Source organism: Streptomyces sp. NPDC030799, assembly GCF_055572255.1.
Genome location: NZ_JBVIDS010000019.1, coordinates 99,061 through 122,803, shown reverse-complemented (window position 1 = coordinate 122,803; position 23,743 = coordinate 99,061). Strand labels below are relative to the sequence as shown.

Genomic DNA, 23,743 nt, shown 5'->3' with positions numbered 1-23,743 from the left:
CCGGTCACGAAGTGGTGCAGACCACATCGACGTCTGGCCTCCCCGCGGGGCGGAGCGGTAAAGGACTGGACATGACGGATCTGATTCCGGCGCCGCGCGCCATCGAGGGACCGATGCGCTGCGGCGTCCTGCTGGACCACGAGACCACGCTGTGGGCTGCCCCGGGCACGCAGACCACGGAGCGCTGGCTGCGCAGCACGCTCGGCGCCGCTCTGGGGCTGCCGCTGCGGCCCGGCCCGGAGGACGCCCGCGGGTGTGTGCGCCTGCTCCTGGACGACTCGCTGGAGGCGGAGGCGTACCGCCTGAGCGTGGTCGCCGGCCGGGGCGTGGAGATCCGCGGCGGTGACCCGGCCGGCGTCTTCTGGGGTGCGCAGACCCTGCGTCAGCTCCTCGGCCCCGAGGCCTTCCGGCGCGCCCCCGTACGCCCCGGCCGCACGTTCGGCATCCCCCACCAGACCATCGAGGACGCGCCCCGTTTCCGCTGGCGCGGTCTCCTCCTCGACGTCGCCCGGCACTTCATGCCCAAGGACGGCGTGCTGCGCTATCTGGATCTGATGGCCGCGCACAAACTCAACGTCTTCCACTTCCACCTGACGGACGACCAGGGCTGGCGGCTGGAGATCAAGCGCTGCCCGAGGCTGACGGAGATCGCCTCCTGGCGGTCGCGGACGAAATTCGGTCACCGGGCCTCGCCGCTGTGGGAGGAGAAGCCGCACGGGGGTTACTACACCCAGGACGACATCCGGGAGATCGTCGCCTACGCCGCCGAGCGGCATATCACCGTCGTCCCGGAAATCGACGTACCGGGCCACTCGCAGGCCGCCATCGCCGCGTACCCGGAACTCGGCAACACCGACGTCATCGACACCTCCGCCCTCTCCGTGTGGGACACCTGGGGGATCTCCCCCAACGTACTGGCCCCCACCGACAACACGCTGCGCTTCTACGAGGGAGTGTTCGAGGAGGTCCTGGAACTGTTCCCTTCGCAGTTCGTCCACGTCGGCGGGGACGAGTGCCGAAAGGAGCAGTGGAGCGAGTCGCCGGCGGCCAAGAACCGGATCGCGGACCTCGGACTCGCCGACGAGGACGAACTGCAGTCGTGGTTCATCGGGCACTTCGACGCGTGGCTCGCCGCGCGCGGGCGCCGGCTCATCGGCTGGGACGAGATCCTGGAGGGCGGGCTCGCCGAGGGGGCCGCGGTGTCCTCCTGGCGCGGTTACGGCGGCGGCATCGCGGCCGCGCGGGCCGGCCACGACGTCGTCATGTGCCCGGAGCAGTACGTGTATCTGGACCATCGTCAGGCCCCGGGCGAGGACGAGCCCGTGCCGATCGGGTTCGTGCGCACCCTGGAGGACGTCTACCGGTTCGAACCCGTCCCGCCCGGGCTCACCGAGGAGGAGGCCCGGCATGTGCTGGGCACTCAGGCCAACGTCTGGACCGAGGTGATGGAGGACGCCGCACGCGTGGACTACCAGACGTTTCCCCGGCTCGCGGCCTTCGCCGAGGTGGCCTGGAGCCGCCTGCCGGCCCCCGCGGACCGGGACTTCGCCGGCTTCGAACGCCGTATGGCCGCCCATTACGCGCGACTGGACGCCCTCGGAGTCGCTTATCGGCCGCCCACCGGGCCCCGGCCGTGGCAGAAACGCCCCGGCGTCCTCGGTCGCCCGAAAGAGGGGCCGCCGCCGAACAAGTGACCACCCCGAACACGTGACCGTTCCGAACAAGGAATGGAAAACCGCGTCAAGGGTCACCGAAGAGTGTCAATCGGTGCGCACCGGTGATGCCGTGCGAAAACGGACCATCTCCATGGTGAGGTGGGCGAATGCCTCCTAGCGGACCCCCGCGTTCGGCCGTGGCGAAGATGTGCCAGAGTTGCCACGTCCGCCCTGTGAGCACGTACGGTACGGCCACACAGGTGGGACCAGTGGGGCAGCGGGAAGGGGCAGCCGGTTTGACCACGCACGCACCGCAGGCGGCGCAGGCCGTCACGCTGCCCACGACGCTGGACGAGGCGGTGGCGGCCCTCGCCGAGATGCCCACCGCGGTCCCCGTCGCGGGCGGCACCGATCTGATGGCCGCCGTCAACTCCGGTCAGCTCAGGCCCGCCGCACTGGTGGGTCTCGGGCGGATCAGCGAGATCCGCGGCTGGCAGTACCAGGACGGCCACGCGCTGCTCGGCGCGGGCCTCACGCACGCGCGGATGGGCCGCCCCGACTTCGCGGCCCTGATCCCGGCGCTCGCCGCCGCCGCGCGCGCCGCGGGCCCGCCGCACATCCGCAACGCGGGCACCCTCGGCGGCAACATCGCCACGGCCGCCCCCACCGGGGACGCGCTGCCGGTCCTCGCCGCCCTGGAGGCGACGCTGATCATCGCGGGCCCGGGCGGAGCCCGCCGGGAGATCCCGGTGTCGCACCTGCTGGCCGGCATGGAGATGCTGCGCGGCGGTGAACTCATCGGCTACGTGCGCGTGCCGCTGCTGCACGCCCCGCAGGTCTTCCTGAAGGCGACCGGACGCACCGGCCCGGGCCGCGCGCTGGCCTCCGTGGCCCTCGTCCTCGACCCCGCCCGGCGCGGAGTGCGGTGCGCCGTCGGCGCCATAGCGCCGATGCCGCTCAGGCCCCTGGAGGCCGAGCAGTGGGTCGCCCAGCTGATCGACTGGGACAACGACCGCGCACTCGTGCCGGAGGCTTTGAACGCCTTCGGCGAGTACGTCGCCGCGGCCTGCATCCCGGACCCGGCACCGGAGCCGGACGGCTCGGTCGCCCCGCTTCCGCCCGCCGTACTGCACCTGCGGCGCACCGTCGCCGCACTGGCCCGACGAGCACTGGGGAGGGCGCTGTCGTGACCGACGACCAGCACGGAGAGGGCACGCCCCAGGGCGGCGGACGCTGGAACCCGCTGCCCCAGGGCGACTACGACGACGGCGCCACCGCCTTCGTCAAGCTCCCCGAGGGCGGTATCGACGCCCTGCTGTCCGGCGACAGCCCGCTGGCCGCGCCGGGGCACGGCTACGTGCCGCCGCGGATAACGGCCGCCCCCGGCACCGGGGACCCCGCCGCCCCCGGCACCTGGACCGCGCCCGCGGGCGGCGCCGAGTGGCCCGACCCGAACGCCACGCCCCAGGTGCCCTCCGCGGACGACCGGTTCACCTACCAGCCCGGCGCGACCCAGCACTGGACCTTCGACGAGGCCGCGGCCCCGGCCGCGCCCGGGCACGACGTCACCGGACAGTGGTCCATCCCGGTCGCCGGCGGCGACCTTCCGGACGAATCGGGCGAGTTCACCACGTCCTCCCTGGTCGAACAGTGGGGCGGCACCCCGCCGGCCACGCTGCCCGGCGGCGCGCCCGCGCCATGGGCGACGCAGGACACGGGCGGCCCCTGGGACCCGCCCGCGGACACCGGCCACACCGCCCTGCCCGACCACACCGACGCGCACCCCGCGGGCGCTCCGGCCGCACCGGCGCCGGCGGATGCGGCAACGCCGGGCTACGCCCCCGCACCGGACGAGCGGTACGGGCAGGCCCCGGCCGACCACGGCACGGCCGCGCACGAGGAGACCGGGGCAGATGAACCCGGTCACGGAGGCGCCGGCCATCCGCCGGCCGGCCACAGGGAGGCCGCGCACCCACCGGCCGGTCGCGAGGACACCGCGCACCCACCGGCCGGTCACGGGGACGGTCGGCGCGGCGAGGGCGCTGCCGCACATGTCGAGGCGCGCCGCGCCGAGGACGACCGCCCCGGCGCGTTCGGCGGGTCCGCCGGGCCTGCCCGGTCCGCCGAGTTCGGCGAGGCCGCGGAGCCGGAGCAGTCCGGCGTGCCGACCGCGTTCCCCGAGCAGCGGGGCGAGCCGACGGCCGGAACGGGACCGGACACGGAGGGCCACGGCCCCGGGGAGGCCTCTGAGCGCCCCGCTGACGGCCCAGCAGGCCACGAGGGCCCCGCGGCCTCCGCCGAAGCCCCACGGGCGGCCACAGCGCCCACGACGCCCACCGACCCCGCCGCGGCCGACGCGGTGGCGGGCGGCCACTCGGCACCGCAGCCCCCGGCCTCCGCGGCCGTACCGGAGAACGCCGCCGACGCACCCGGGGCCGCCGTCGCAGCCGAGGGCGCCGCCGAGGAAACCGCGCCCCGGCCGCGGGAGGACGCCGCCGAGGAACACGCGGACCACGCCGCGCCCCTCCCGCCGAACGACGACCACCCGCTCGCCTCCTACGTCCTGCGCGTCAACGGCGTCGACCGTCCCGTCACCGGGGCCTGGATCGGCGAGTCGCTGCTGTACGTCCTGCGGGAACGGCTCGGTCTCGCGGGCGCCAAGGACGGCTGCTCGCAGGGCGAGTGCGGGGCCTGCAACGTGCAGGTCGACGGCCGGCTGGTGGCCTCCTGCCTGGTCCCGTCGGTCACCGCGGCCGGCAGCGAGGTGCGCACGGTCGAGGGTCTCGCCGTCGACGGACAGCCCTCCGACGTACAGCGCGCGCTCGCCCGGTGCGGCGCCGTGCAGTGCGGCTTCTGCGTGCCCGGCATGGCGATGACCCTGCACGACCTGCTGGAGGGCAACCCCGCGCCGACCGAGCTGGAGACCCGGCAGGCGCTGTGCGGCAACCTGTGCCGCTGCTCCGGCTACCGGGGCGTCCTCCAGGCCGTCCAGGAGGTCGTCGCCGAACGCGAGGCGTCGCACGCCGCCGACGCCGAGACGGACGCGGCCGAGGCCCGTATTCCCCACCAGGCGGGCCCCGGCGCCGGCGGGGTCAACCCCTCGGCGTTCGAGGTGCCGGGCGCGTTCGACACGCCGCAGGCCGCTCCCGGCGGCTACGGCGACGCACCGGATCCCTACGGCGCGCCCGACCCGTACGGCACCCCGCCGCACGGCACCCCGGGACCGCACGGCCCGCACGACCCGCACTACGGCCAGGACGGAGGCCAGGCGTGAGCAACGAAGCCGCCACGGCGACCACCGCCGGGGAAGCAGCCCCCGAGGCCGAGGCGTGGCCGCACGGCATCGGCGCCTCCCTGCCGCACGCCGACGCCCGTGCCAAGACCGAGGGCACCTTCCCGTACGCGGCCGACCTGTGGGCCGAGGGCCTGCTGTGGGCGGCCGTCCTGCGCTCCCCGCACGCGCACGCGCGCATCGTGTCCATCGACACCAGCCACGCGCGCGAGATGCCCGGCGTCCGCGCCGTCGTCACCCACGAGGACGTACCCGGCACCCCGCGCCACGGCCGGGGCACGCCCGACCGGCCGGTGTTCGCCTCCGAGGTCGTACGCCACCACGGCGAACCCATCGCGGCCGTCGCCGCCGACCACCCCGACACCGCGCGGATGGCCGCCGCGGCCGTCATCGTCGAGTACGAAGTGCTCGACCCGGTCACCGACCCCGAGCAGGCCTTCGAGGCCGAGCCGCTGCACCCCGACGGCAACCTGATCCGGCACATTCCGCTGCACCACGGCGACCCGTCGGCGGTCGGCGAGGTCGTCGTGGAGGGCCAGTACCGCATAGGGCGTCAGGACCCGGCCCCGATCGGCGCCGAGGCCGGCCTCGCCGTGCCGCGCCCCGACGGCGGCGTGGAGCTGTACCTGGCCTCCACCGACCCGCACACCGACCGCAACACCGCCGCGGCCTGCTACGGCCTGTCCCCCGATCGGGTGAAGATCGTCGTCACCGGGGTGCCGGGCGCCACCGCCGACCGCGAGGACCAGGGCTTCCAGCTCCCGCTCGGCCTGCTCGCCCTCAAGACCGGCTGCCCGGTGAAGCTCACGGCGACCCGCGAGGAGTCCTTCCTCGGCCACGCCCACCGCCATCCGACGCTGCTCCGGTACCGCCACCACGCGGACGCCGAGGGCAAGCTGGTGAAGGTGGAGGCGCAGATCCTGCTGGACGCCGGCGCGTACGCCGACACCTCCTCCGACGCGCTGGCCGCCGCCGTCTCCTTCGCGTGCGGCCCGTACGTCGTCCCGAACGCCTTCATCGAGGGCTGGGCCGTGCGCACCAACAACCCGCCCTCCGGGCATGTGCGCGGCGAGGGCGCGATGCAGGTGTGCGCCGCCTACGAGGCGCAGATGGACAAGCTGGCCAGGAAGCTGGGCCTGGACCCGGCCGAGGTGCGCCTGCGCAACGTCCTGGCGACGGGGGACGTCCTCCCGATCGGCCAGACGGTGACCTGCCCCGCCCCCGTGGCCGAACTCCTTCAGGCGGTACGGGACTTCCCGCTGCCGGCCCTGCCCAAGGACAGCCCCGAGGAGGAGTGGCTGCTGCCCGGCGGTCCCGAGGGCGCGGGCGAACCGGGCGCGGTGCGCCGGGGCGTCGGCTACGGCCTGGGCATGGTGCACATGCTCGGCGCGGAGGGCGCCGACGAGGTGTCCACGGCGACGGTCAAGGTCCACGACGGCGTGGCGACCGTCCTCTGCGCCGCCGTCGAGACCGGCCAGGGCTTCACCACGCTCGCCCGGCAGATCGTCCAGGAGACCCTCGGCATCGAGGAAGTCCACGTGGCGCCGGTCGACACCGACCAGCCGCCGGCCGGTGCGGGCTGCCGGGGCCGGCACACCTGGGTGTCGGGCGGCGCGGTGGAGCGGGCGGCGAAGATGGTCCGCACCCAGCTGCTGCAGCCCCTGGCGCACAAGTTCGGCATGTCCACCGAGCTGCTGCAGATCACGGACGGCAAGATCACTTCGTACGACGGCGTGCTCTCGACGACCGTCACCGAGGCGCTGGACGGCAAGGAGCTGTGGGCCACCGCCCAGTGCCGCCCGCACCCCACCGAGCCGCTGAACGCCTCCGGCCAGGGCGACGCCTTCGTGGGTCTGGCCTTCTGCGCGATCCGCGCGGTGGTGGACGTCGACATCGAGCTGGGCTCGGTCCGGGTGGTGGAGCTGGCGGTCGCCCAGGACGTGGGCCGGATCCTCAACCCGACCCAGCTGGCCGCCCGGATCGAGGCGGGCGTCACCCAGGGCGTGGGCATCGCGCTCACGGAGAACCTCCGTACGCCCCGCGGTCTGGTCCGCCACCCCGACCTGACCGGATACGCCCTCCCGACCGCCCTGGACGCGCCGGACATCCGGATCGTCAAACTGGTCGAGGAACGGGACGTGGTCGCCCCCTTCGGCGCCAAGTCCGTCAGTGCGGTCCCGGTCGTGACGGCACCGGCCGCGATCGCCTCCGCCGTCCGCGCGGCCACCGGCCGCCCGGTCAACCGCCTCCCGATCCGCCCGCAGGCAGCGGTGGTGACGACCCAGTGAGCACTCCCGAGACCCCCGGGACCCCCGACGAGCCCCGCTACGAACCCCCGCCGAGCGTCGGCAAGTTGTTCCTGTGGATCCTGCTGTTCCTCGTCGCCGCGCTGGCCGTGGTCCTGGGCGGTATCTACTTCACGTGACGCAACGGACCCGGGTCGCCCGGCGTCCTTGCCGGTGAGGGCCGTTGTCAGTGGGGCGGCGTAGTGTGCTTGAGCGGTGGGGGCAGCGGCACTCACGGACGCAATGGCGCACCGTACGGGGAAGATCGCGGGGGAGCGATGGGCACGACCGAGGCCGGGATCACGGCGATCACACTGACCGAGGCGGAGCTGGACCGCTATGTCACGCACGGGCCGACGCGCGGCCTGCTCAGCGGCACCGGCCTGCCCGCGGCCACCGACCTGCTGACCTTCTCCCCCCTGCGCACGCACGGCCTGCGCACACTCGCCGACGCCGCCAAGGGCCCCTTCCGCGTGGCGGACGAGCTGCGGGACCGGCTGGTGATAGGCGAACTGCTCAACCCGGCGGGCACGGAGCGCGAGTCCATCCTGCTCGACGGCGGCACCGGCGAGCTGACGACGGCGTACCTCTTCGCCCCGTCCGACGCCCGCCCCTTCGCGCCCTCCCTGGCCACCCTGCTGCGCTTCGCCGCGGTCACGGAGGAACTGGCGGGCCTGCGCGGCCGTTTCGCCTCCCTGGCGGGCCAGTACGGCCCCGGGACGGCGGCCGAGGCGACCCGCCGGCTGCTCTCCCTCTTCCAGGAGGGTGCGGGCGGCGAGGTCCCGCCGTACTGGAAGGCGGCGGCCCTGATCCGCCCGCTCGCCCTCGCCGCGGGTCCCGGCACGGCCTGCGGGCTCACCCTGGACGTGCCCGCCCGCCTGCTGGACCAGGAGTTCGGGCACGGCCGGGTGGTGCGCTTCGAGGAGGTCGACTTCCCCGCGACGCTCACGCACGAGCCGACCCGGCGCTTCCTGCGGGAGACCGGCCTGCCGGAGGAGGCGGTCCTCTTCCACGCCGACACGGACGTCCCGCTGCCGACGCTCCGTGAGTACGTCACCGAGGGATACGCGGGCGACCGCATCCCGGACGAACTCCCGGCCCACGCCGACCACTTGGTCCGCCTCGGCCGCCTGGTCGGGGACCACAGCCTGGTGGTCGACGGCAGAACGGGCGCGGTCCTGACCTGCGGCGAACCGGATGCGACGCTCCACCCGCTCAACACCGACGTCTCCACCCTCGCCTTCACACTCTGGCTCCTGCACCACGAGCGCACCATCGACGAGCACCTGGGCAACGAACTGACCACCAACGCCTACGACCAGCTCGCCGCCGCCATGATCCACACCCTGACCACCCTCGACCCCACGGCCACCCTGCCGGACACGACCTGGCACTACTGGACAGCCCTGTTCCGGGACGAGGCGGGCGGGGTCCTCTGAAGCGATCCCGCTGCTGACTCACCCGAATGCCCGATGCGGCGAGAGCGGCTCGGGGCCGGCAGTGACAATTCTCTTAGCTCCGAACCCACGTCGCGTCGCCTTGCGGACCAGGGAGAAGACAATGGCCGGGTCGAACCTCCGCACGCTCGCGATCGGTGGGGCAGTCATAGCCACCGCCGCCACCGCTTGGGCGCTCGGGGATCCGGTCACTGCCCCTTCTGCCCCGGCCGACGCTCCGTCGGCCGGGGCAACGAAGCGGACCCTGTCATCCGCGCTCACCATCAAGACCGCCGGTCCCAGGGAGGACGGCACTGCAGTTACGCCCCTGGGATACCGGGTCACACCAGCGGGGGACCAGACCCGGCTCGGGGACCTCCCACTGAACGCAGCTCTTCACCCGGACGGTCGCCATCTGCTGGTGACCAACGACGGTCAGGGCGTACAGAGTCTGCAATTGGTCGACACCCGGACGAACAAGGTCGTCCAGACACTGTCGTATCCGTCACCGGAGTCGCTGTACATCGGCCTGGTGTGGAGTCCGGACGGCAGGACTGCCTATGCCAGTGCCGCGGCGAACTCCAAGATCCGGGTGCTGTCGTTCGCCGGTGGCCGACTCACCGAACGTGATCCCATCAAGCTGCCCACCAAGTCCCCGGACGGCAAGGCCGTCACACTGTTCCCGGCCGGCCTGGCCATCACCCCGGACGGAAGAAAGCTGGTGGTCGCCGATCAGCGCGGTGACGCCGTGACGGTCGCCGACACCGTCAGCCGGCGTGTGCAGACCGTCGCCGCAGGCCGTCGGCCGGTGTGGGTGACGCTCAGCAAGGACGGGCGAACGGCCTACGTGTCGAACCAGGGTGCCGACACCCTGGACATCGTTGATGTGGCGGGCGCGGCGCCCCGGGTGACCGGGCGGATCAAGGTGGGTCTGCATCCGAACAAGTCGGTGCTTTCCGCGTGCGGTCGGAAGCTGTACGTCGCGATCGGCGACGCCGACAGCGTCAGCATGGTGAATCTGCCCACCAGGAGCGTGGTACGCCGGTTCTCCCTGTCGCCTCCCCGGAAGCCTCTCATCGGCAGCAACCCCACGGGCCTGGCCCTGGATTCCGCGGGTAACCGGCTCTACGTCGCCAACTCGGGCAACAACAGCGTGTCGGTGCTCGATCCGACCAGCGGCAGGATCCTGGGGCAGATACCCACCGGCTGGTACCCCAGTGCGGTGGTCTGGCGCAACGGACGCCTTTGGATCACGAACGCCAAGGGGCTGGGGGTAGGCCCGAACAACGGTCCCGGACACCCCGATCCCGAGCGCCCCATCGGGGCGGCACCCAGCCGGCAGCTCGCGTCGATGGGCTTCGGCACGCTGAGCAGTGTGGCCGTGCCGGCATCGGGCGAACGCCTGGCTGAGTACACCCGCCAGGTGCAGCGCAACAACGCCCCGGTGACCGGGGGCGGTGGTGCCGTCGTGCCGCGCAAGCCCGGCGGAGGGACTCCCGTCAAGCATGTGATCTACATGGTCAAGGAGAACCGCAGCTACGACCAGGTGCTCGGCAGCCTGGAGAAGGGCAACGGCGACCCCGGCCTCAACCTGTTCGGGGACGAGTCGGCGCCCAACACGCGCGAGTTGGCGCGGCGCTTCACCACCATCGACAACTTCTATGCCGATGGCAAGGTCAGCGCCAGCGGCTGGAACTGGGCGGTCCAGGCCAACTCCAACCCTTACGACGAGCAGATGTGGCCTGCACGTTACTCGGGCCGCAAGGGTGTCTATGCCGGCGGGAACAACGCCGAAGAGAACGCCGCGCAGGAGCCCGGGAACTCCTATCTCTGGCAGCGCCTCGACAAGGCCGGTGTGAGCTTTGCCAACTTCGGCTTCTACGTGACGCGTCGGGGGAACGAGGCGCACGCCGCGGATCCGGTGCTCGACGCCCGGACGGACCACGGGTTCCAGGTGGAGGTGGGCTGCCCGGACTCGGCGGGAACGTTCGCGGCCACCAAGAAGGACTGCCTGACCCCACGGATCGACCAATGGCTGAAGAGCTTCCGCAGGTACGAGACCAAGGGCGACATGCCGACGGTGCAGTTCATCCAGCTCCCCGGTGACCACACCTTGGGCACCAGGGCCGGTCGGCCCACCCCCAAGGCGATGGTGGCCGACAACGACTACGCCCTCGGAAGGCTGGTGGATGCGGTGTCCCACTCGCAGTTCTGGAAGGACACCGCCATCCTCGTCACCGAGGACGAGGCCCAGGACGGGCCCGACCACATCGATGCCCACCGGACGATCGCCCTGGCAATCAGCCCGTACACCCAGACGGGAAGGATCGACTCGACCTTCTACAGCACCGCTTCCATGGTCCGGACCGTGGAACTGTTCGCCGGAATCGGCCCCCTCACCCAGTTCGACGACTATTCCACGCCACTGAGTGCGTCCTTCACCGACAAGCCCGTCTACCGGCCCTACGCGGTGATCAGACCGACCTACCCGATGAACCGCCTCAATCCCCCTCGCGGATGACTCGGCCAAGGGAGAAGGGGCGGCACCCCGTTACGGGTGCCGCCCTTGTCTTCTGCCTGGTCAAGGCCTCAGAGGCCGTGGCGGGATTCGAACCCACGTAACTCGCTTTGCAGGCGAGCCCCTGAACCACTCGGGCACACGGCCGTGTTCGTGGAAATGACGTTATGGCGAGGTGCTTCCCGGACTCAAGGGGATCGGTGGGGGTGCAACGGGACTGCCATACGGCGTTCATGAACGGGGGCGTGGGAGCGCTGGGGGGAGGGGGCCGCCGGCCCGGCGTTGGTCCGACAAAATCCGTCGCCCGGTGATCTTGCGGCCGTAGCCTTCCTTCCGGTGCAGGAGCTGACCCTCTCCCTCGACGCCGACCGAGGTCACCGCCATCGCCGAGATCGCCTTCGGCGGCCGGCCGCCGAAGGCGCGGGACCGGGGCTGCTGGTCTCCGCCGTGCACCGGCCCCGGGCCCGGAAGTTCGGCACGGCCGCCCATGCCGACCTGTACGAGCAGGCGGGCGCCCTGCTGCACGCCCTCGCCACCAACCACCCCCTGGTCGACGGCAACAAGCGCACCGCCTGGCCGGCGACGGCCACCTTCCTGGCATGCAACGGAGTGGATCTCGCCGACATCGACCAGGACACCGCATACGACCTGGTCAGCGATGTGGCCTCGGGAGACGTCAGTGATGTCACGGTGATCGCGGGGCGGCTGCGGCGGCTGTGACGTGGATCCCACCCGAGGGCGACCCGGGCTCGTCCGGGCGTTGACGGGCGCGGGGCGCCGGTAGGGTGGCCCGGTTGTCATACGTAGCCGAGCCCCCGACCCGCAAGACATACGGAGACCGTGACTACCGCCCGCCCGTCGCCCGCCACCACCGTCAACGGAGGACCCTCCGGGCCCGCCCCTATGACTGCTTCCTCCGCTCACTCCCATCACCTGTCGCCCGCCTTCCCGGGCCGCGCGCCCTGGGGTACCGCCAGCAAGCTGCGTGCCTGGCAGCAGGGGGCGATGGAGAAGTACCTCCAGGAGCAGCCGCGTGACTTCCTCGCCGTCGCCACGCCCGGCGCCGGCAAGACCACCTTCGCGCTGACGCTCGCCTCCTGGCTGCTGCACCACCACGTCGTGCAGCAGGTGACCGTGGTCGCGCCCACCGAGCACCTGAAGAAGCAGTGGGCCGAGGCGGCCGGAAGGATCGGGATCAAGCTCGATCCCGAGTACAGCGCGGGGCCCCTCGGCCGGGAGTACGACGGCGTCGCGGTCACCTACGCCGGTGTCGGCGTGCGGCCCATGCTGCACCGCAACCGGGTCGAGCAGCGCAAGACGCTCGTCATCCTCGACGAGATCCACCACGCCGGTGACTCCAAGTCCTGGGGTGAGGCCTGCCTGGAGGCGTTCGAGCCCGCCACGCGCCGGCTCGCGCTGACCGGTACGCCGTTCCGCTCCGACACCAACCCCATCCCCTTCGTGACGTACGAGGAGGACAACGCCGGGATCCGGAGGTCCGCCGCCGACTACACGTACGGCTACGGCAACGCCCTCGCCGACCACGTGGTCCGGCCCGTCATCTTCCTCTCCTACAGCGGCAACATGCGCTGGCGCACCAAGGCCGGTGACGAGATCGCCGCCCGGCTCGGCGAGCCGATGACCAAGGACGCGGTCAGCCAGGCCTGGCGTACGGCGCTGGACCCGCGCGGCGAGTGGATGCCGAGCGTGCTGCGTGCCGCCGACCAGCGGCTGACCGAGGTCCGCAAGGCCATCCCGGACGCGGGGGCGCTGGTCATCGCCTCCGACCAGGACTCCGCCCGCGCCTACGCCAAGCTCATCCGTGAGATCACGGGGACGAAGGCGACGCTCGTGCTGTCCGACGACGCCGGCGCCTCGAAGAAGATCGACGAGTTCAGCGAGAGCAACGACCGGTGGATGGTCGCGGTCCGGATGGTGTCCGAGGGCGTGGACGTCCCCCGGCTCGCGGTGGGCGTGTACGCGACGACGATCTCGACCCCTCTCTTCTTCGCGCAGGCCGTCGGGCGTTTCGTGCGGTCCCGGCGGCGCGGCGAGACCGCGTCCGTGTTCCTGCCGACCGTGCCCGACCTGCTGACCTTCGCCAACGAAATGGAGAAGGAACGGGACCACGCCCTCGACAAGCCCAAGAAGGAGGGCGAGGAGGACCCGTACGCCGAATCCGAGAAGGAGATGGAGGAGGCGAACAAGCAGCAGGACGAGGACACCGGCGAGCAGGACATGCTGCCCTTCGAGGCGCTGGAGTCCGACGCCGTCTTCGACCGGGTGCTGTACGACGGCGCCGAGTTCGGCATGCAGGCGCACCCGGGGAGCGAGGAGGAGCAGGACTACCTCGGTATCCCGGGGCTGCTCGAACCCGAGCAGGTACAGCTGCTCCTGCAGAAGCGGCAGGCCCGCCAGATCGCGCACAGCCGTAAAAAACCGGACACCGAGGCCGACCTGCTGGAGCTGCCCGCCGAGCGGCGGCCGGTGGTCACGCACAAGGAGATGATGGAGCTGCGCAAGCAGCTGAACACCATGGTCAGCGCGTATGTGCACCAGAGTGGGAAGCCGCACGGCGTGATCCATACCGAGCTGCGCAGGGTGTGCGGGGGACCGCCCAGCGCGGAGGCCACGGCGGGGCAGCTGCGGCAGCGGATCGCCAAGATGCAGGAGTGGGCTACGCGCATGCGCTGACGCCCCGCTGGGACTGACGGCCGGCGTCGCCCCGGACCCCCCAGGGATTGGCGTGTGTCAGTTCCTGGGGCCCGTGCGTTTCCGGACGAATTGCGGCAGGCCGGAACTGGTCTTGCCCGGATTCTGGACTGAGACTTCCGCTGAGCGAACCTGCTTCGCTACTGTCCCGCTACGCACACGCCCCGTGGCAGCGCCGCCGCGGAGCGCAGCCGTGAAGCGACATGGCCCGGAGCCGCCGGGCCGTTCTGCCGATCGGCGGCCTCTGAGGCGCGTCGCCGACGGGACTCGGTGACGCATCCGCCGCTCAGGGGACCGCCGGCCTCACCACCAAAGGAGTGGGCGTCGTGACCGCGGAGACCTCTCAGACGCTCGACCGGGGACTGCGCGTCCTCAAACTGCTGGCCGACACCGACCACGGGCTGACCGTCACCGAGCTGTCCACGAAACTGGGCGTGAACCGTACCGTGGTGTACCGGTTGCTCGCCACGCTGGAACAACACGCGCTCGTACGGCGCGACTTGGGCGGTCGAGCCCGGGTGGGCCTCGGGGTGCTGCGGCTCGGCCGGCAGGTGCATCCGCTGGTGCGGGAGGCCGCGCTGCCCGCGCTGCGGGCGCTGGCGGAGGACATAGGCGCGACGGCGCACCTGACGCTGGTGGACGGGACCGAGGCGCTGGCCGTCGCCGTGGTCGAACCGACGTGGACCGACTATCACGTGGCGTACCGCGCCGGGTTCCGGCATCCGCTGGACCGGGGGGCGGCGGGCCGGGCGATCCTGGCGGCTCGGCAGTCGCCGTCCGTGGATCCCGGGTACACCCTCACCCATGGTGAGCTGGAGGCCGGGGCGAGCGGGGCCGCGGCGCCGCTGGTCGGGGTCACCGGGGTCGAGGGCAGTGTGGGCGTCGTGATGCTGGCGGACTCCGTGCCGGAGCGGGTGGGGCCGAGGGTGGTGGAAGCGGCGCGGGAGGTCGCCGAGGCGTTGCGCTGACGCGGGGGCCGGTGCCGGGTGCACCGCGCTGCAGGTGCCCGTGGGCCGGGTCGCTCGCCGAGCGCCGAAGGGGTGCGGGGAACTGCGCGAGCAGCCCCCACCCAGCCGCACAGGCAAACGACCCCGCCACCAGCCCCACCCAGCCGCACAGGCAAACGACCCGCCGGCCCTTTGCTCATCCGGCCAATCGCCACCCCCCCACCTTTGGCCGATCCGCCCACCCCACCGCCCCACCCCCTCCGCATCATCAAGGCTCATACAGCCCCGAGGCGGAGGGAACAGCGCGGTGGACACAGTGGACACCCGGCCGGAGGCCACAGCAGCAAGAACCAGGACACACAGCCTCACCCGGCGTCGGCCGGTGCAACGCCTCCTCGGCGATGCCGCCGGCAGCCGGCTCAAGCGGACGATGGGCGTGGCCCAGCTGACGCTGCTCAGCGTGGGTGCCACCCTCGGCACGGGGATCTTCGTGGTGCTGGGCCAGGCCGTCCCCGAGGCCGGGCCCGCCGTCGTCATCTCCTTCGTGCTGGCCGGCGTCACCGCCCTGTTCTCCGCGCTGTCGTACGCCGAGCTGGCCGGCATGATCCCCGGCTCGGGATCCTCCTACAGCTACGCCTACGCCACCCTCGGCGAGCTGGTCGCCTGGGTGTGCGGCTGGTGTCTGATCCTGGAGTACGGGGTCTCCGTGGCGGCCGTCGCCGTGGGGTGGGGGCAGTACGTCAACGAACTGCTGGAGCTCACCTTCGGCGTCTCGCTCCCCGACTCCCTCAGCGCGCCGCCCGGAGCCGGGGGCACCCTCAACGTCCCCGCCGCCCTCATCGTCGTACTCGCCATGGTCGTCCTGCTGCGCGGCGCCAAGGAGAGCGCCGTCGCCAACACCGTCATGGTCGGCGTCAAGATCGCGGCCCTCGTGCTGTTCTGCGCCGTCGCCTTCACCGCCTTCCGCGCCGGGAACTTCCACCCCCTCTTCCCGCTCGGCGCCGCCGGCATGAGCGCCGGAGCGGCCTCCCTCTTCTTCTCCTACATCGGCTTCGACGCCGCCTCCACCGCAGGTGAGGAGGCACGCAACCCGCAGAGGGACCTGCCGCGGGCCATCATCCTGTCCCTCGTCCTGGTCACCGTCCTGTACGTGCTCGTCGCGGTCGCCGCGCTCGGCGCCATGCCGTGGAAGCAGTTCGCCGGGACCGAGGCCACGCTCAGCGAGGTGCTCGTGCGAGCCGTCGGCGGCGGGAACCTGTGGCCGGTCCTGCTGTCCGTCGGCGCGGTCGTCGCCACCACCAGTGTGGTGCTCACCGTGCAGTACGGGCAGATCCGCATTCTGTTCGCCATGGCCCGGGACGGGCTGCTGCCGCCCCTGTTCGCCAAGGTGCACCCCCGTACCGGAGTGCCCCGCGCCAACACCGTCATCGTCTCGGGGTTCATCGCCGTCCTCGCCGCCCTCGTCCCGCTCGGCAGCCTCGCCGACGCCACCAGCATCGGCACGCTCTTCGCGTTCATGCTGGTCAACCTGGCGGTCGTGCTGCTGCGCCGGCGCAGCCCCGACATCCCGCGCTCCTTCCGGGTGCCCCTGTCGCCCCTCACGCCCCTGCTCGGCGTCGGCTTCTGCGTCTACATGCTGGGCAGCCTGGGCGCCGACACCTGGATCGCGTTCGGCGCCTGGATGGCGGCCGGACTCGTCGTCTACGGCCTCTACGGCATCCGCCACTCCCAGCTGAACCAGTCCCGGGACCTCGTATGAGCATGCTCGACCTCACCGCCGACGTCGTCACCCTCACCCGTGCCCTCGTCGACCTGCCCTCCGAGAGCGGACGGGAGAAGGCCATCGCCGACGCCGTCCACGCCGCCCTGCGCGGCCTGCCCCACCTCACCGTCGACCGGGTCGGCAACTCCGTCGTCGCCCGCACCGGCCTCGGCCGTCCCGAACGCGTCGTGATCGCCGGGCACCTGGACACCGTCCCGGCCGCGCGGAACCTGCCCTCCCGGCTCGCCGACGGCCGGGTGCACGGGCTCGGCGCCTGCGACATGAAGGGCGGGGTCGCGGTCGCGCTGCGGCTGGCCGCCACCCTGTCCGCGCCCGTCCGCGATCTCACCTTCGTCCTCTACGAGTGCGAGGAGGTCGAAGGCGAGCGCAACGGGCTCGCCCGCATCGGCGCCGAGCGGCCCGAGCTGCTCGCCGACGCCGGCCTGGCGATCCTCATGGAGCCCTCCGACGCGGGCGTCGAGGCCGGCTGTCAGGGAATCCTCACCGCCGACATCGTGGTCAAGGGCGCCCGCGCCCACACCGCCCGCGCCTGGCAGGGCGTCAACGCCGCGCACAAGGCCGGCGAGGTCCTCCGGCGCCTCGACGCGCACCGGCCGCAGCGGGTCGTGATCGACGGGCTGGAGTACCGGGAGGGGCTCGGCGCCGTCGCCGTACGGGCCGGGGTCGCCGGGAACGTCGTACCCGACGAGTGTGTCGTCACCGTCAACTGCCGTTTTGCGCCCAGCCGTTCGCCGCAGGACGCCGAGGCGTACGTGCGCTCGCTCTTCCCGGAGTACGAGGTGCGTGTCACCGAGGTCGTCGCGGGTGCCCTGCCGCATCTGGACCGGGTCGGCGCTCTCGTCGCCGCGCTCGGTGCCTCCCCGAGGCCCAAGCTCGGCTGGACGGACGTCGCCCGGTTCGCCGCGCTGGGCGTGCCCGCGCTCAACTACGGTCCCGGGGACCCGTCCCTCGCCCACACGGCGGGGGAGTACGTCCCCGTCGAGCACCTGCACAGCTGCGAGGACCGGCTCAGGGCGTGGCTGAGCGGAGCCCGGCCAGCGTCCGCAACTGGAGCCACAGCACCAGCCGTTCGTCGGGGTCGTCCAGATCGACCCCGGCGTGCTGCTGGAGCTGCCTGAGGCGGTAGCGGCAGGTGTTGGGGTGCACGGCGAGGCGCTTCGCCGCGCCCGCCATGTCACAGCCCGCGTCGAACCAGCACACCAGCGTGCGCGCGTACTCGGTGCCGTGCGCGGCGTCGTACGCCAGCACCCGCCGCCACGCGCCCGCGCTCAACTCCCGCCGCCCGGCCATCACTTCGGCCAGCCGCAGCAGCGTCACCCGGGCCCGTACCTCGTCCACCGTGGCCACCGGCAGCTGTGCGTCCAGCACCCGCAGCACCAGATCCGCGTCCGCCCGCGAGTGGGTGAGCCCCTCCGCGTCCGGTACCACCTCGCCGAGCGCCGCCCGCACCGGCACCCGCAGCGCCTGCCCGGCCCGCGCCACGATGTCCTCGGCGAGCCGCTTGTGCCGTTCTCCCGGACCGGGCAGCACCGCGTACACCACCCCGTCCACCAGCACACCCGCGTGCCGCCCGTAGCGCGCCTCGCACTGCAGCCGTACGACGTCCAGCAGGCGCGACGCCGTGCGCTCGGTGTCGGGGACGCTCCCGGCGAAGTCCAGCGCCAGGACGAAGGCCGCCACCCTGGCCGGGCCGGCGATGCCCAGCCGTTCGGCGGCCGTCGTCGCCTCCGCCGCCGTGCCGTCCAGCAACCGGCGCAGCAGCTCGCCGCCCCGGTGCCGGGCCAGCTCCCGGGCCGCGCGGGCCCGCAGCAGGAGCAGGGCGGCCGTCGAGGCGCCCTGGGCGAGGGTGTCCTCGGCATCCGGGGCGAGGGCGCCGTCGTCGACCACCCACACCGAGCCGAGCGTCTCCCCGCCGGCCCGCACCGGCATCGCCAGCCGGGGCAGGTCGCCGTCGGTCAGCGCGGGCAGCCGCAGCGGGCGGTCGGCGGCGAACAGCCGGCGGTACTGCTCGGTGTTCTCCGTGCTGGTCGTCGGCACCTGACGGCCGAGGATGCCCTGCCGGCGGTCCTCGTCGATCGGCTGGCCGGGGACGGTGGAGTAGGCGAGGATCCGCTGCCGGGGGTCCTCGACGGCGGTGGCCCCGCCGGTCGCCGTCGCGATCGCGTCGGCCAGCGCGAACAGGTCGCCGAGCCCGCTGTCCGGGGCGACGGCGGTGGGCCGGGCGGCGATGGCCGAGGCCAGCAGCAGATGCACGTGGTGCCAGGCGGCGTCCTCGGCGACGGACAGCAGCGCCACGCCGTGCGCGTCCGCCTCCGCGACCGGCCCGTCCGCGCCGCGCACCACCACGCCGGTCAGCCCGGCCTCCGCCGCCGCCCGCAGCAGCGGTCCCGCCCGGTCCGCCGGCACGCCGACCGCAAGCAGCAGCGCGCCGGGCAGCCGGGGGAGCGGGGTGCGGCCGTCGTGGAGCACCGCCTCCGTGACCGGCACGGCCCGGCCGGCGGGCGCGGTGTGCAGACGCAGGGCGGGGCCGCCGACGACGTCCAGGAGATCGCCGAGGGTGCAGACGTCCATGAGGGTCCCAGCAGGCTGTTGGCGGATGGTGAAACGAACGTACGCATCCCTTGGCCGCTCGCACAACACATACGCCGCACGCTCCTTCGAGACTCGTGCCATGACAGCAGGAGTCACCATCCGCACCGTCCACGACGTCGCGCGCCTGACGGCCGTGGCCGACTACTTCAGCGACGTCTGGCAGACACCCCGCACCGCCCCGCCCTACCCGGCCGAGGTCCTGCACAGCCTGGTGCACGCGGGCGGCGCGGTGCACGCCGCCTACGACGGGCAGCGGCTCGCCGGGGCGTCCGTCGCCGTCCTCGGCCCCGAGCACAGCACGTACTCGCTGGTGGCCGCCGCCGACCGGGGGCTCGGGCACGCCGTCAAGCTGGCCCAGCGCGACTGGGCGGCCGGGCTCGGCGCGCGCACCATGCGCTGGACCTTCGACCCGCTGGTCGGCCGCAACGCCCGCTTCAACCTGGTCAAGCTGGGCGCCGTCGGCACCGAGTACCTGGTCGACTTCTACGGCCCCATGAGCGACGGCGTGAACGACGGCGACGAGAGCGACCGGCTGACGGTGACCTGGGATCTGACGGCGTCCGGGGCCCCGCCCGAGGTCGAGGCCCGCGGGCAGGTCGTCCGAAGGGCCCCCGACGGCGACCCCCTCGCCCGCCGCGACCCCGCCGGCCGGTACGTCTGGTGCCGGGTGCCGGAGGACATCGTGAAACTGCGCGCCGCCGACCCGGCGCTGGCGCTGCGCTGGCGGCACGCGGTGCGTGACGTGTTCCTGGACGCCTTCACGGAGGGATTCCGGGCCACCGGCATGTCCCGCGACGGCTGGTACACCCTCACCCGGGAGGCGGCGGGCGCATGAAGCTGGAACGCATAGAGATCGTGCATGTGGCGATCCCGCTGGTCACGCCCTTCCGTACGTCCTTCGGGACGATGACGACGAAGGACACCTTCCTCCTGCGGGCCGTCACGGACACCGCCGAGGGCTGGTCCGAGTTCGCCGCCGACCCCGAACCGCTGTACTGCCCGGAGTTCGTCGCCGGCGCCGAGATCGTGCTGCGCGACTTCCTGATCCCGCGCGTGGCCGCCCTCCCACACCTCACCACGGCCGCGCTCGCCCCCGCCCTGGCGAGGATCAAGGGCCACGAGCTGGCGAAGGCCGCCCTGGAGACGGCGCTCCTGGACGCCGAGCTGCGGTCGTACGGCATGCCGCTCGCGACCTACCTCGGCGCGGTACGGGACCGGGTGCCCGCCGGGGTGTCCGTCGGCATCAAGAACTCGGTCCCCGAGCTGCTGGACGACGTCGAGCGCTACCTCGCCGAGGGGTACGTCCGCATCAAGCTGAAGATAGAGCCCGGCTGGGACGTGGAGCCGGTCCGTGCGGTCCGCGACCGCTTCGGCGCCGCTCTTCCCCTCCAGGTGGACGCCAACACGGCGTACACCCTCGCGGACGCCGAGCATCTGCGGCGGCTGGACGAGTTCGGGCTGCTGCTGATCGAGGAGCCGCTGGAGGAGAACAACCTGCACGCCCACGCCCGGCTGCAGCAGCGCCTGCGGACGCCGGTCTGCCTGGACGAGTCCCTGCACGGCGCCCGCGACACCGCCTCCGCGATCGCGCTGGACGCCTGCCGGGTGGTGAACGTCAAGCCCGCCCGGGTCGGCGGCTACCTGGAGGCCCGCCGGGTCCACGACGTGGCGCACGCGCACGGCGTCCCGGTGTGGTGCGGCGGCATGCTGGAGACGGGCATCGGCCGTGCCCCCAACCTGGCCCTGGCCGCCCTGCCGGGCTTCACCCTCCCCGGGGACACCTCCGCCTCCTCCCGCTACTTCGCCGAGGACATCACCGAGCCGTTCGTCCTGGAGGACGGCCACCTCCCGGTGCCGACCACGCCCGGCATCGGCACCGCGCCCCTCCCGGACGCCCTGCGCCGGTTCACCGTGCAGCGTCGGGACCTGTACGCGGCATAAGGCACAGGCGGTGGTCGCGTTAGATTGATCCCGTGCTCTCTCGTCTCACGCGTCCCCAGGCCGTAGCCGTCTGCGCGCTGCCCGTCGTGGCCCTGCTGGCCACGGCGGCGTTCGCGCCGCTGCCGTTCTCGGTGGCGCAGCCCGGGATGACGGCGAACGTGCTCGGCGAGAACAAGGGCACCCCGGTGATCACCGTCTCCGGCGTGCCGGTCCGCAGGACCGGCGGGCAGCTGCGGATGGTCACGATCGTGGCGACCGGCCCCGACACCACGGTGACCCTCGGTGACGTGGTCGGCAACTGGTTCCGCAGCGACCGGGCCGTCATGCCGCACGACGCCGTCTACCCGAGCGGTGACACGGTCAAGGAGATCGAGAAGCACAACGAGGCGCAGATGCGGCAGTCCCAGGACGCGGCGACCGCGGCGGCGCTGAAGTACCTGGGGCTGAGCGCCGACAAGGTCAAGGTCACGCTGAAGCTCGCCGACGTGGGCGGGCCGAGCGCGGGTCTGCTGTTCACCCTGGGGATCATCGACAAGCTGGACGGCGACGGCAGCGGCGGCGACCTCACCGGCGGCCGCACCATCGCCGGTACGGGCACGATCGATCCCGCCGGCAAGGTCGGCGCGGTCGGCGGGGTGGCCCTGAAGATGCAGGCCGCCCGGCGGGACGGGGCGAGTGTCTTCCTGGTGCCGGAGGACGAGTGCGCGGACGCCAAGGCGGAACTGCCCCGGGGCCTGCGGCTGGTCCCGGTCACCACGCTGAAGAGCGCGGTGAACTCCCTGGTGGCCCTGGAGAAGGGCAAGGACTCGGTCCCGAGCTGCTAGGGGGTGTCCCGCCCCTCCGCCGCCGCCTGTTCCACCAGCGGGATGATCCGCAGCGGAACGGGGTTCTCCATGACGATCGCCGTGGAGGCGCGGACGATGCCGTCGAAGCCGACGACCCGGTCGATCACCCGTTGCAGATCGGCGTTCGAGCGGGCCACCAGCCGGCACAGCATGTCCCCGCTGCCGGTGGTCGTGAGCAGCTCCAGCACCTCCGGCACGGTCGACAGGTGTGCCCGGACGTCGGTCCCCTGGCCCTGCCGGATCTGCAGCGTCGCGAACGCGGTGACCGGGTAGCCGAGGGCCGCCGGATCCACCTGGGGGCCGAATCCGCGGACGACTCCGTTCGACTGGAGCCGGTCCAGCCGTGCCTGCACCGTGCCCCGCGCGACCCCGAGCCGCCGGGACATCTCCAGCACACCGATGCGCGGCTCCTGGGCCAGCAGCACGATGATGCGCCCGTCCAGATGATCGATCGCCACAGCACCCCCAGGAATGGTCATCCTGCACAGAAAGTCCGCCGATGCGGCCGTACCGCTGAGCAGATTGCCCAGCGAATACGCCAACTATTGCGCACCTTGCAGAGCGGGGCCACCCTTCCCGCATGGCTGCGATTTCTGCGAACACACACCCCGCTCCCGACACCGCACGGCAGGCCGACCCCTTCCCGGTCAAGGGAATGGACGCGGTCGTCTTCGCCGTGGGCAACGCCAAGCAGGCGGCGCACTACTACTCCACCGCCTTCGGCATGAAGCTGGTCGCGTACTCCGGACCGGAGAACGGCAGCCGCGAGACCGCCAGTTACGTCCTGGAGAACGGCTCCGCCCGCTTCGTGCTGACCTCCGTGATCAAGCCGGACACCGACTGGGGGCGCTTCCTCGCCCGGCACGTGGCCGAGCACGGCGACGGCGTCGTCGACCTGGCCATCGAGGTCCCGGACGCCCGCGCCGCGTACGCCTACGCGATCGAGCACGGCGCGACGAGCGTCGCCGAGCCGTACGAGGTGAAGGACGAGCACGGCACCGTCGTCCTCGCCGCCATCGCCACCTACGGCGAGACCCGCCACACCCTGGTCGACCGCAGCGGCTACGACGGCCCCTACCTGCCCGGTTACGTCGCCGCCAAGCCGATGGTCGAACCGCCCGCCCAGCGCACCTTCCAGGCCATCGACCACTGCGTCGGCAACGTCGAACTCGGCCGGATGAACGAGTGGGTCGGGTTCTACAACAAGGTCATGGGCTTCACGAACATGAAGGAGTTCGTGGGCGACGACATCGCCACCGAGTACAGCGCGCTGATGTCGAAGGTCGTCGCGGACGGCACCCTCAAGGTCAAGTTCCCGATCAACGAGCCCGCGATCGCCAAGAAGAAGTCCCAGATCGACGAGTACCTGGAGTTCTACGGCGGCGCCGGCGTCCAGCACATCGCGCTGAACACCAACGACATCGTGCAGACGGTCCGCACCATGCGCGCGGCCGGCGTCGAGTTCCTCGACACCCCCGACTCCTACTACGACACCCTCGGCGAGTGGGTCGGCGACACCCGGGTGCCGATCGAGACCCTGCGCGAGCTGAAGATCCTCGCCGACCGCGACGAGGACGGGTACCTGCTGCAGATCTTCACCAAGCCGGTCCAGGACCGGCCGACCGTCTTCTTCGAGATCATCGAACGGCACGGCTCGATGGGCTTCGGCAAGGGCAACTTCAAGGCCCTGTTCGAGGCGATCGAACGCGAGCAGGCCAAGCGGGGCAACCTGTAACG

At 72.5% G+C, this 23,743-nt stretch carries 17 protein-coding genes, 1 tRNA gene and 1 pseudogene; 16 read left to right on the top strand and 3 right to left on the bottom strand.

Translation table 11 applies throughout. The features are described from left to right. Positions 1 to 71 precede the first annotated feature (71 nt). The 7 genes from ACZ41I_RS37745 (at position 72) to ACZ41I_RS37715 (ending at position 11,189) form a co-directional block, all read left to right on the top strand. The gene (locus tag ACZ41I_RS37745) at positions 72 to 1,694 is read left to right on the top strand and encodes a beta-N-acetylhexosaminidase (protein WP_468516276.1); all 1,623 of its coding nucleotides are present in this window, start codon (positions 72 to 74) and stop codon (positions 1,692 to 1,694) included. Between the two features lie 257 nt (positions 1,695 to 1,951). Continuing rightward, the gene (locus ACZ41I_RS37740) at positions 1,952 to 2,845 is read left to right on the top strand and encodes an FAD binding domain-containing protein (protein ID WP_363213890.1); all 894 of its coding nucleotides are present in this window, start codon (positions 1,952 to 1,954) and stop codon (positions 2,843 to 2,845) included. Continuing rightward, positions 2,842 to 4,929, top strand: a complete 2,088-nt coding sequence (locus tag ACZ41I_RS37735) for a (2Fe-2S)-binding protein (RefSeq protein WP_468516275.1) — start codon at positions 2,842 to 2,844, stop codon at positions 4,927 to 4,929. Before ACZ41I_RS37740 ends, ACZ41I_RS37735 begins: the two co-directional genes overlap by 4 nt. Beyond that, on the top strand, positions 4,926 to 7,235 hold the full coding sequence (locus tag ACZ41I_RS37730) for a xanthine dehydrogenase family protein molybdopterin-binding subunit (protein WP_399768544.1): 2,310 nt from the start codon (positions 4,926 to 4,928) through the stop codon (positions 7,233 to 7,235). Before ACZ41I_RS37735 ends, ACZ41I_RS37730 begins: the two co-directional genes overlap by 4 nt. Continuing rightward, positions 7,232 to 7,372, top strand: coding sequence for a hypothetical protein (locus tag ACZ41I_RS37725; RefSeq protein WP_363213893.1), 141 nt, complete (start codon positions 7,232 to 7,234; stop codon positions 7,370 to 7,372). Before ACZ41I_RS37730 ends, ACZ41I_RS37725 begins: the two co-directional genes overlap by 4 nt. A gap of 138 nt (positions 7,373 to 7,510) precedes the next feature. Then, entirely contained in the window at positions 7,511 to 8,671 is a 1,161-nt protein-coding gene (locus ACZ41I_RS37720; RefSeq protein WP_399768548.1) for an SUKH-4 family immunity protein, read from the top strand. A gap of 418 nt (positions 8,672 to 9,089) precedes the next feature. After that, positions 9,090 to 11,189 carry a bifunctional YncE family protein/alkaline phosphatase family protein gene (locus tag ACZ41I_RS37715; protein WP_468516274.1) on the top strand — a complete coding sequence of 700 codons (2,100 nt, stop codon included), beginning with the start codon at positions 9,090 to 9,092 and terminating at the stop codon, positions 11,187 to 11,189. A gap of 72 nt (positions 11,190 to 11,261) precedes the next feature. Here ACZ41I_RS37715 and ACZ41I_RS37710 read toward each other — a convergent pair. Further along, positions 11,262 to 11,333: transfer RNA gene (locus tag ACZ41I_RS37710), tRNA-Cys, on the bottom strand. Between the two features lie 235 nt (positions 11,334 to 11,568). On the opposite strand from ACZ41I_RS37710, the pseudogene ACZ41I_RS37705 reads away from it, so the two are divergent. The 5 genes and pseudogenes from ACZ41I_RS37705 (at position 11,569) to dapE (ending at position 17,746) form a co-directional block, all read left to right on the top strand. Then, positions 11,569 to 11,906, top strand: a pseudogene (locus ACZ41I_RS37705) (type II toxin-antitoxin system death-on-curing family toxin). A 183-nt stretch (positions 11,907 to 12,089) separates the two neighbouring features. Further along, the gene (locus tag ACZ41I_RS37700; RefSeq protein ID WP_363213897.1) at positions 12,090 to 13,880 is read left to right on the top strand and encodes a DEAD/DEAH box helicase; all 1,791 of its coding nucleotides are present in this window, start codon (positions 12,090 to 12,092) and stop codon (positions 13,878 to 13,880) included. 344 nt (positions 13,881 to 14,224) lie between these two features. Then, the gene (locus ACZ41I_RS37695) at positions 14,225 to 14,866 is read left to right on the top strand and encodes an IclR family transcriptional regulator (RefSeq protein ID WP_363213898.1); all 642 of its coding nucleotides are present in this window, start codon (positions 14,225 to 14,227) and stop codon (positions 14,864 to 14,866) included. Positions 14,867 to 15,152: 286 nt separating this feature from the next. Beyond that, on the top strand, positions 15,153 to 16,604 hold the full coding sequence (locus ACZ41I_RS37690; protein WP_399768558.1) for an amino acid permease: 1,452 nt from the start codon (positions 15,153 to 15,155) through the stop codon (positions 16,602 to 16,604). After that, the gene (gene dapE, locus ACZ41I_RS37685) at positions 16,601 to 17,746 is read left to right on the top strand and encodes a succinyl-diaminopimelate desuccinylase (RefSeq protein WP_468516273.1); all 1,146 of its coding nucleotides are present in this window, start codon (positions 16,601 to 16,603) and stop codon (positions 17,744 to 17,746) included. Before ACZ41I_RS37690 ends, dapE begins: the two co-directional genes overlap by 4 nt. On the opposite strand, the gene ACZ41I_RS37680 is transcribed toward dapE, so the two are convergent. Continuing rightward, positions 17,637 to 19,199, bottom strand: a complete 1,563-nt coding sequence (locus ACZ41I_RS37680) for a PucR family transcriptional regulator (RefSeq protein ID WP_468319827.1) — start codon at positions 19,197 to 19,199, stop codon at positions 17,637 to 17,639. The two genes, dapE and ACZ41I_RS37680, sit on opposite strands and share 110 nt — an antisense overlap. 100 nt (positions 19,200 to 19,299) lie before the next feature. Between ACZ41I_RS37680 and ACZ41I_RS37675 the strand changes: the two genes are divergently transcribed. Genes ACZ41I_RS37675 through ACZ41I_RS37665 form a run of 3 tightly spaced genes read left to right on the top strand, consistent with a single transcriptional unit; the run spans position 19,300 to position 21,985 of the window. Beyond that, a complete protein-coding gene (locus tag ACZ41I_RS37675; RefSeq protein WP_399768564.1) occupies positions 19,300 to 20,055 on the top strand; it encodes a chorismate synthase in 756 nt (251 codons plus the stop codon). After that, on the top strand, positions 20,052 to 21,161 hold the full coding sequence (menC, locus tag ACZ41I_RS37670) for an o-succinylbenzoate synthase (protein ID WP_468516272.1): 1,110 nt from the start codon (positions 20,052 to 20,054) through the stop codon (positions 21,159 to 21,161). Before ACZ41I_RS37675 ends, menC begins: the two co-directional genes overlap by 4 nt. A gap of 32 nt (positions 21,162 to 21,193) precedes the next feature. Continuing rightward, the gene (locus ACZ41I_RS37665; protein WP_468319825.1) at positions 21,194 to 21,985 is read left to right on the top strand and encodes a S16 family serine protease; all 792 of its coding nucleotides are present in this window, start codon (positions 21,194 to 21,196) and stop codon (positions 21,983 to 21,985) included. Here ACZ41I_RS37665 and ACZ41I_RS37660 read toward each other — a convergent pair. Next, positions 21,982 to 22,464, bottom strand: coding sequence for an Lrp/AsnC family transcriptional regulator (locus ACZ41I_RS37660; protein ID WP_363213938.1), 483 nt, complete (start codon positions 22,462 to 22,464; stop codon positions 21,982 to 21,984). The genes ACZ41I_RS37665 and ACZ41I_RS37660 overlap by 4 nt on opposite strands. Before the next feature lie 122 nt (positions 22,465 to 22,586). Between ACZ41I_RS37660 and hppD the strand changes: the two genes are divergently transcribed. Continuing rightward, on the top strand, positions 22,587 to 23,741 hold the full coding sequence (gene hppD, locus ACZ41I_RS37655) for a 4-hydroxyphenylpyruvate dioxygenase (protein ID WP_363213905.1): 1,155 nt from the start codon (positions 22,587 to 22,589) through the stop codon (positions 23,739 to 23,741). Positions 23,742 to 23,743 lie beyond the last annotated feature (2 nt).

Bases quoted from the DNA above. Each gene is read 5' to 3' on its own strand.
- ACZ41I_RS37675 (WP_399768564.1), top strand. From the start codon at position 19,300: ATGACAGCAGGAGTCACCATCCGCACCGTCCACGACGTCGCGCGCCTG.
- hppD (WP_363213905.1), top strand. From the start codon at position 22,587: ATGGCTGCGATTTCTGCGAACACACACCCCGCTCCCGACACCGCACGG.
- menC (WP_468516272.1), top strand. From the start codon at position 20,052: ATGAAGCTGGAACGCATAGAGATCGTGCATGTGGCGATCCCGCTGGTC.
- ACZ41I_RS37680 (WP_468319827.1), bottom strand. From the start codon at position 19,199: ATGGACGTCTGCACCCTCGGCGATCTCCTGGACGTCGTCGGCGGCCCC.
- ACZ41I_RS37720 (WP_399768548.1), top strand. From the start codon at position 7,511: ATGGGCACGACCGAGGCCGGGATCACGGCGATCACACTGACCGAGGCG.
- ACZ41I_RS37700 (WP_363213897.1), top strand. From the start codon at position 12,090: ATGACTGCTTCCTCCGCTCACTCCCATCACCTGTCGCCCGCCTTCCCG.
- ACZ41I_RS37745 (WP_468516276.1), top strand. From the start codon at position 72: ATGACGGATCTGATTCCGGCGCCGCGCGCCATCGAGGGACCGATGCGC.
- dapE (WP_468516273.1), top strand. From the start codon at position 16,601: ATGAGCATGCTCGACCTCACCGCCGACGTCGTCACCCTCACCCGTGCC.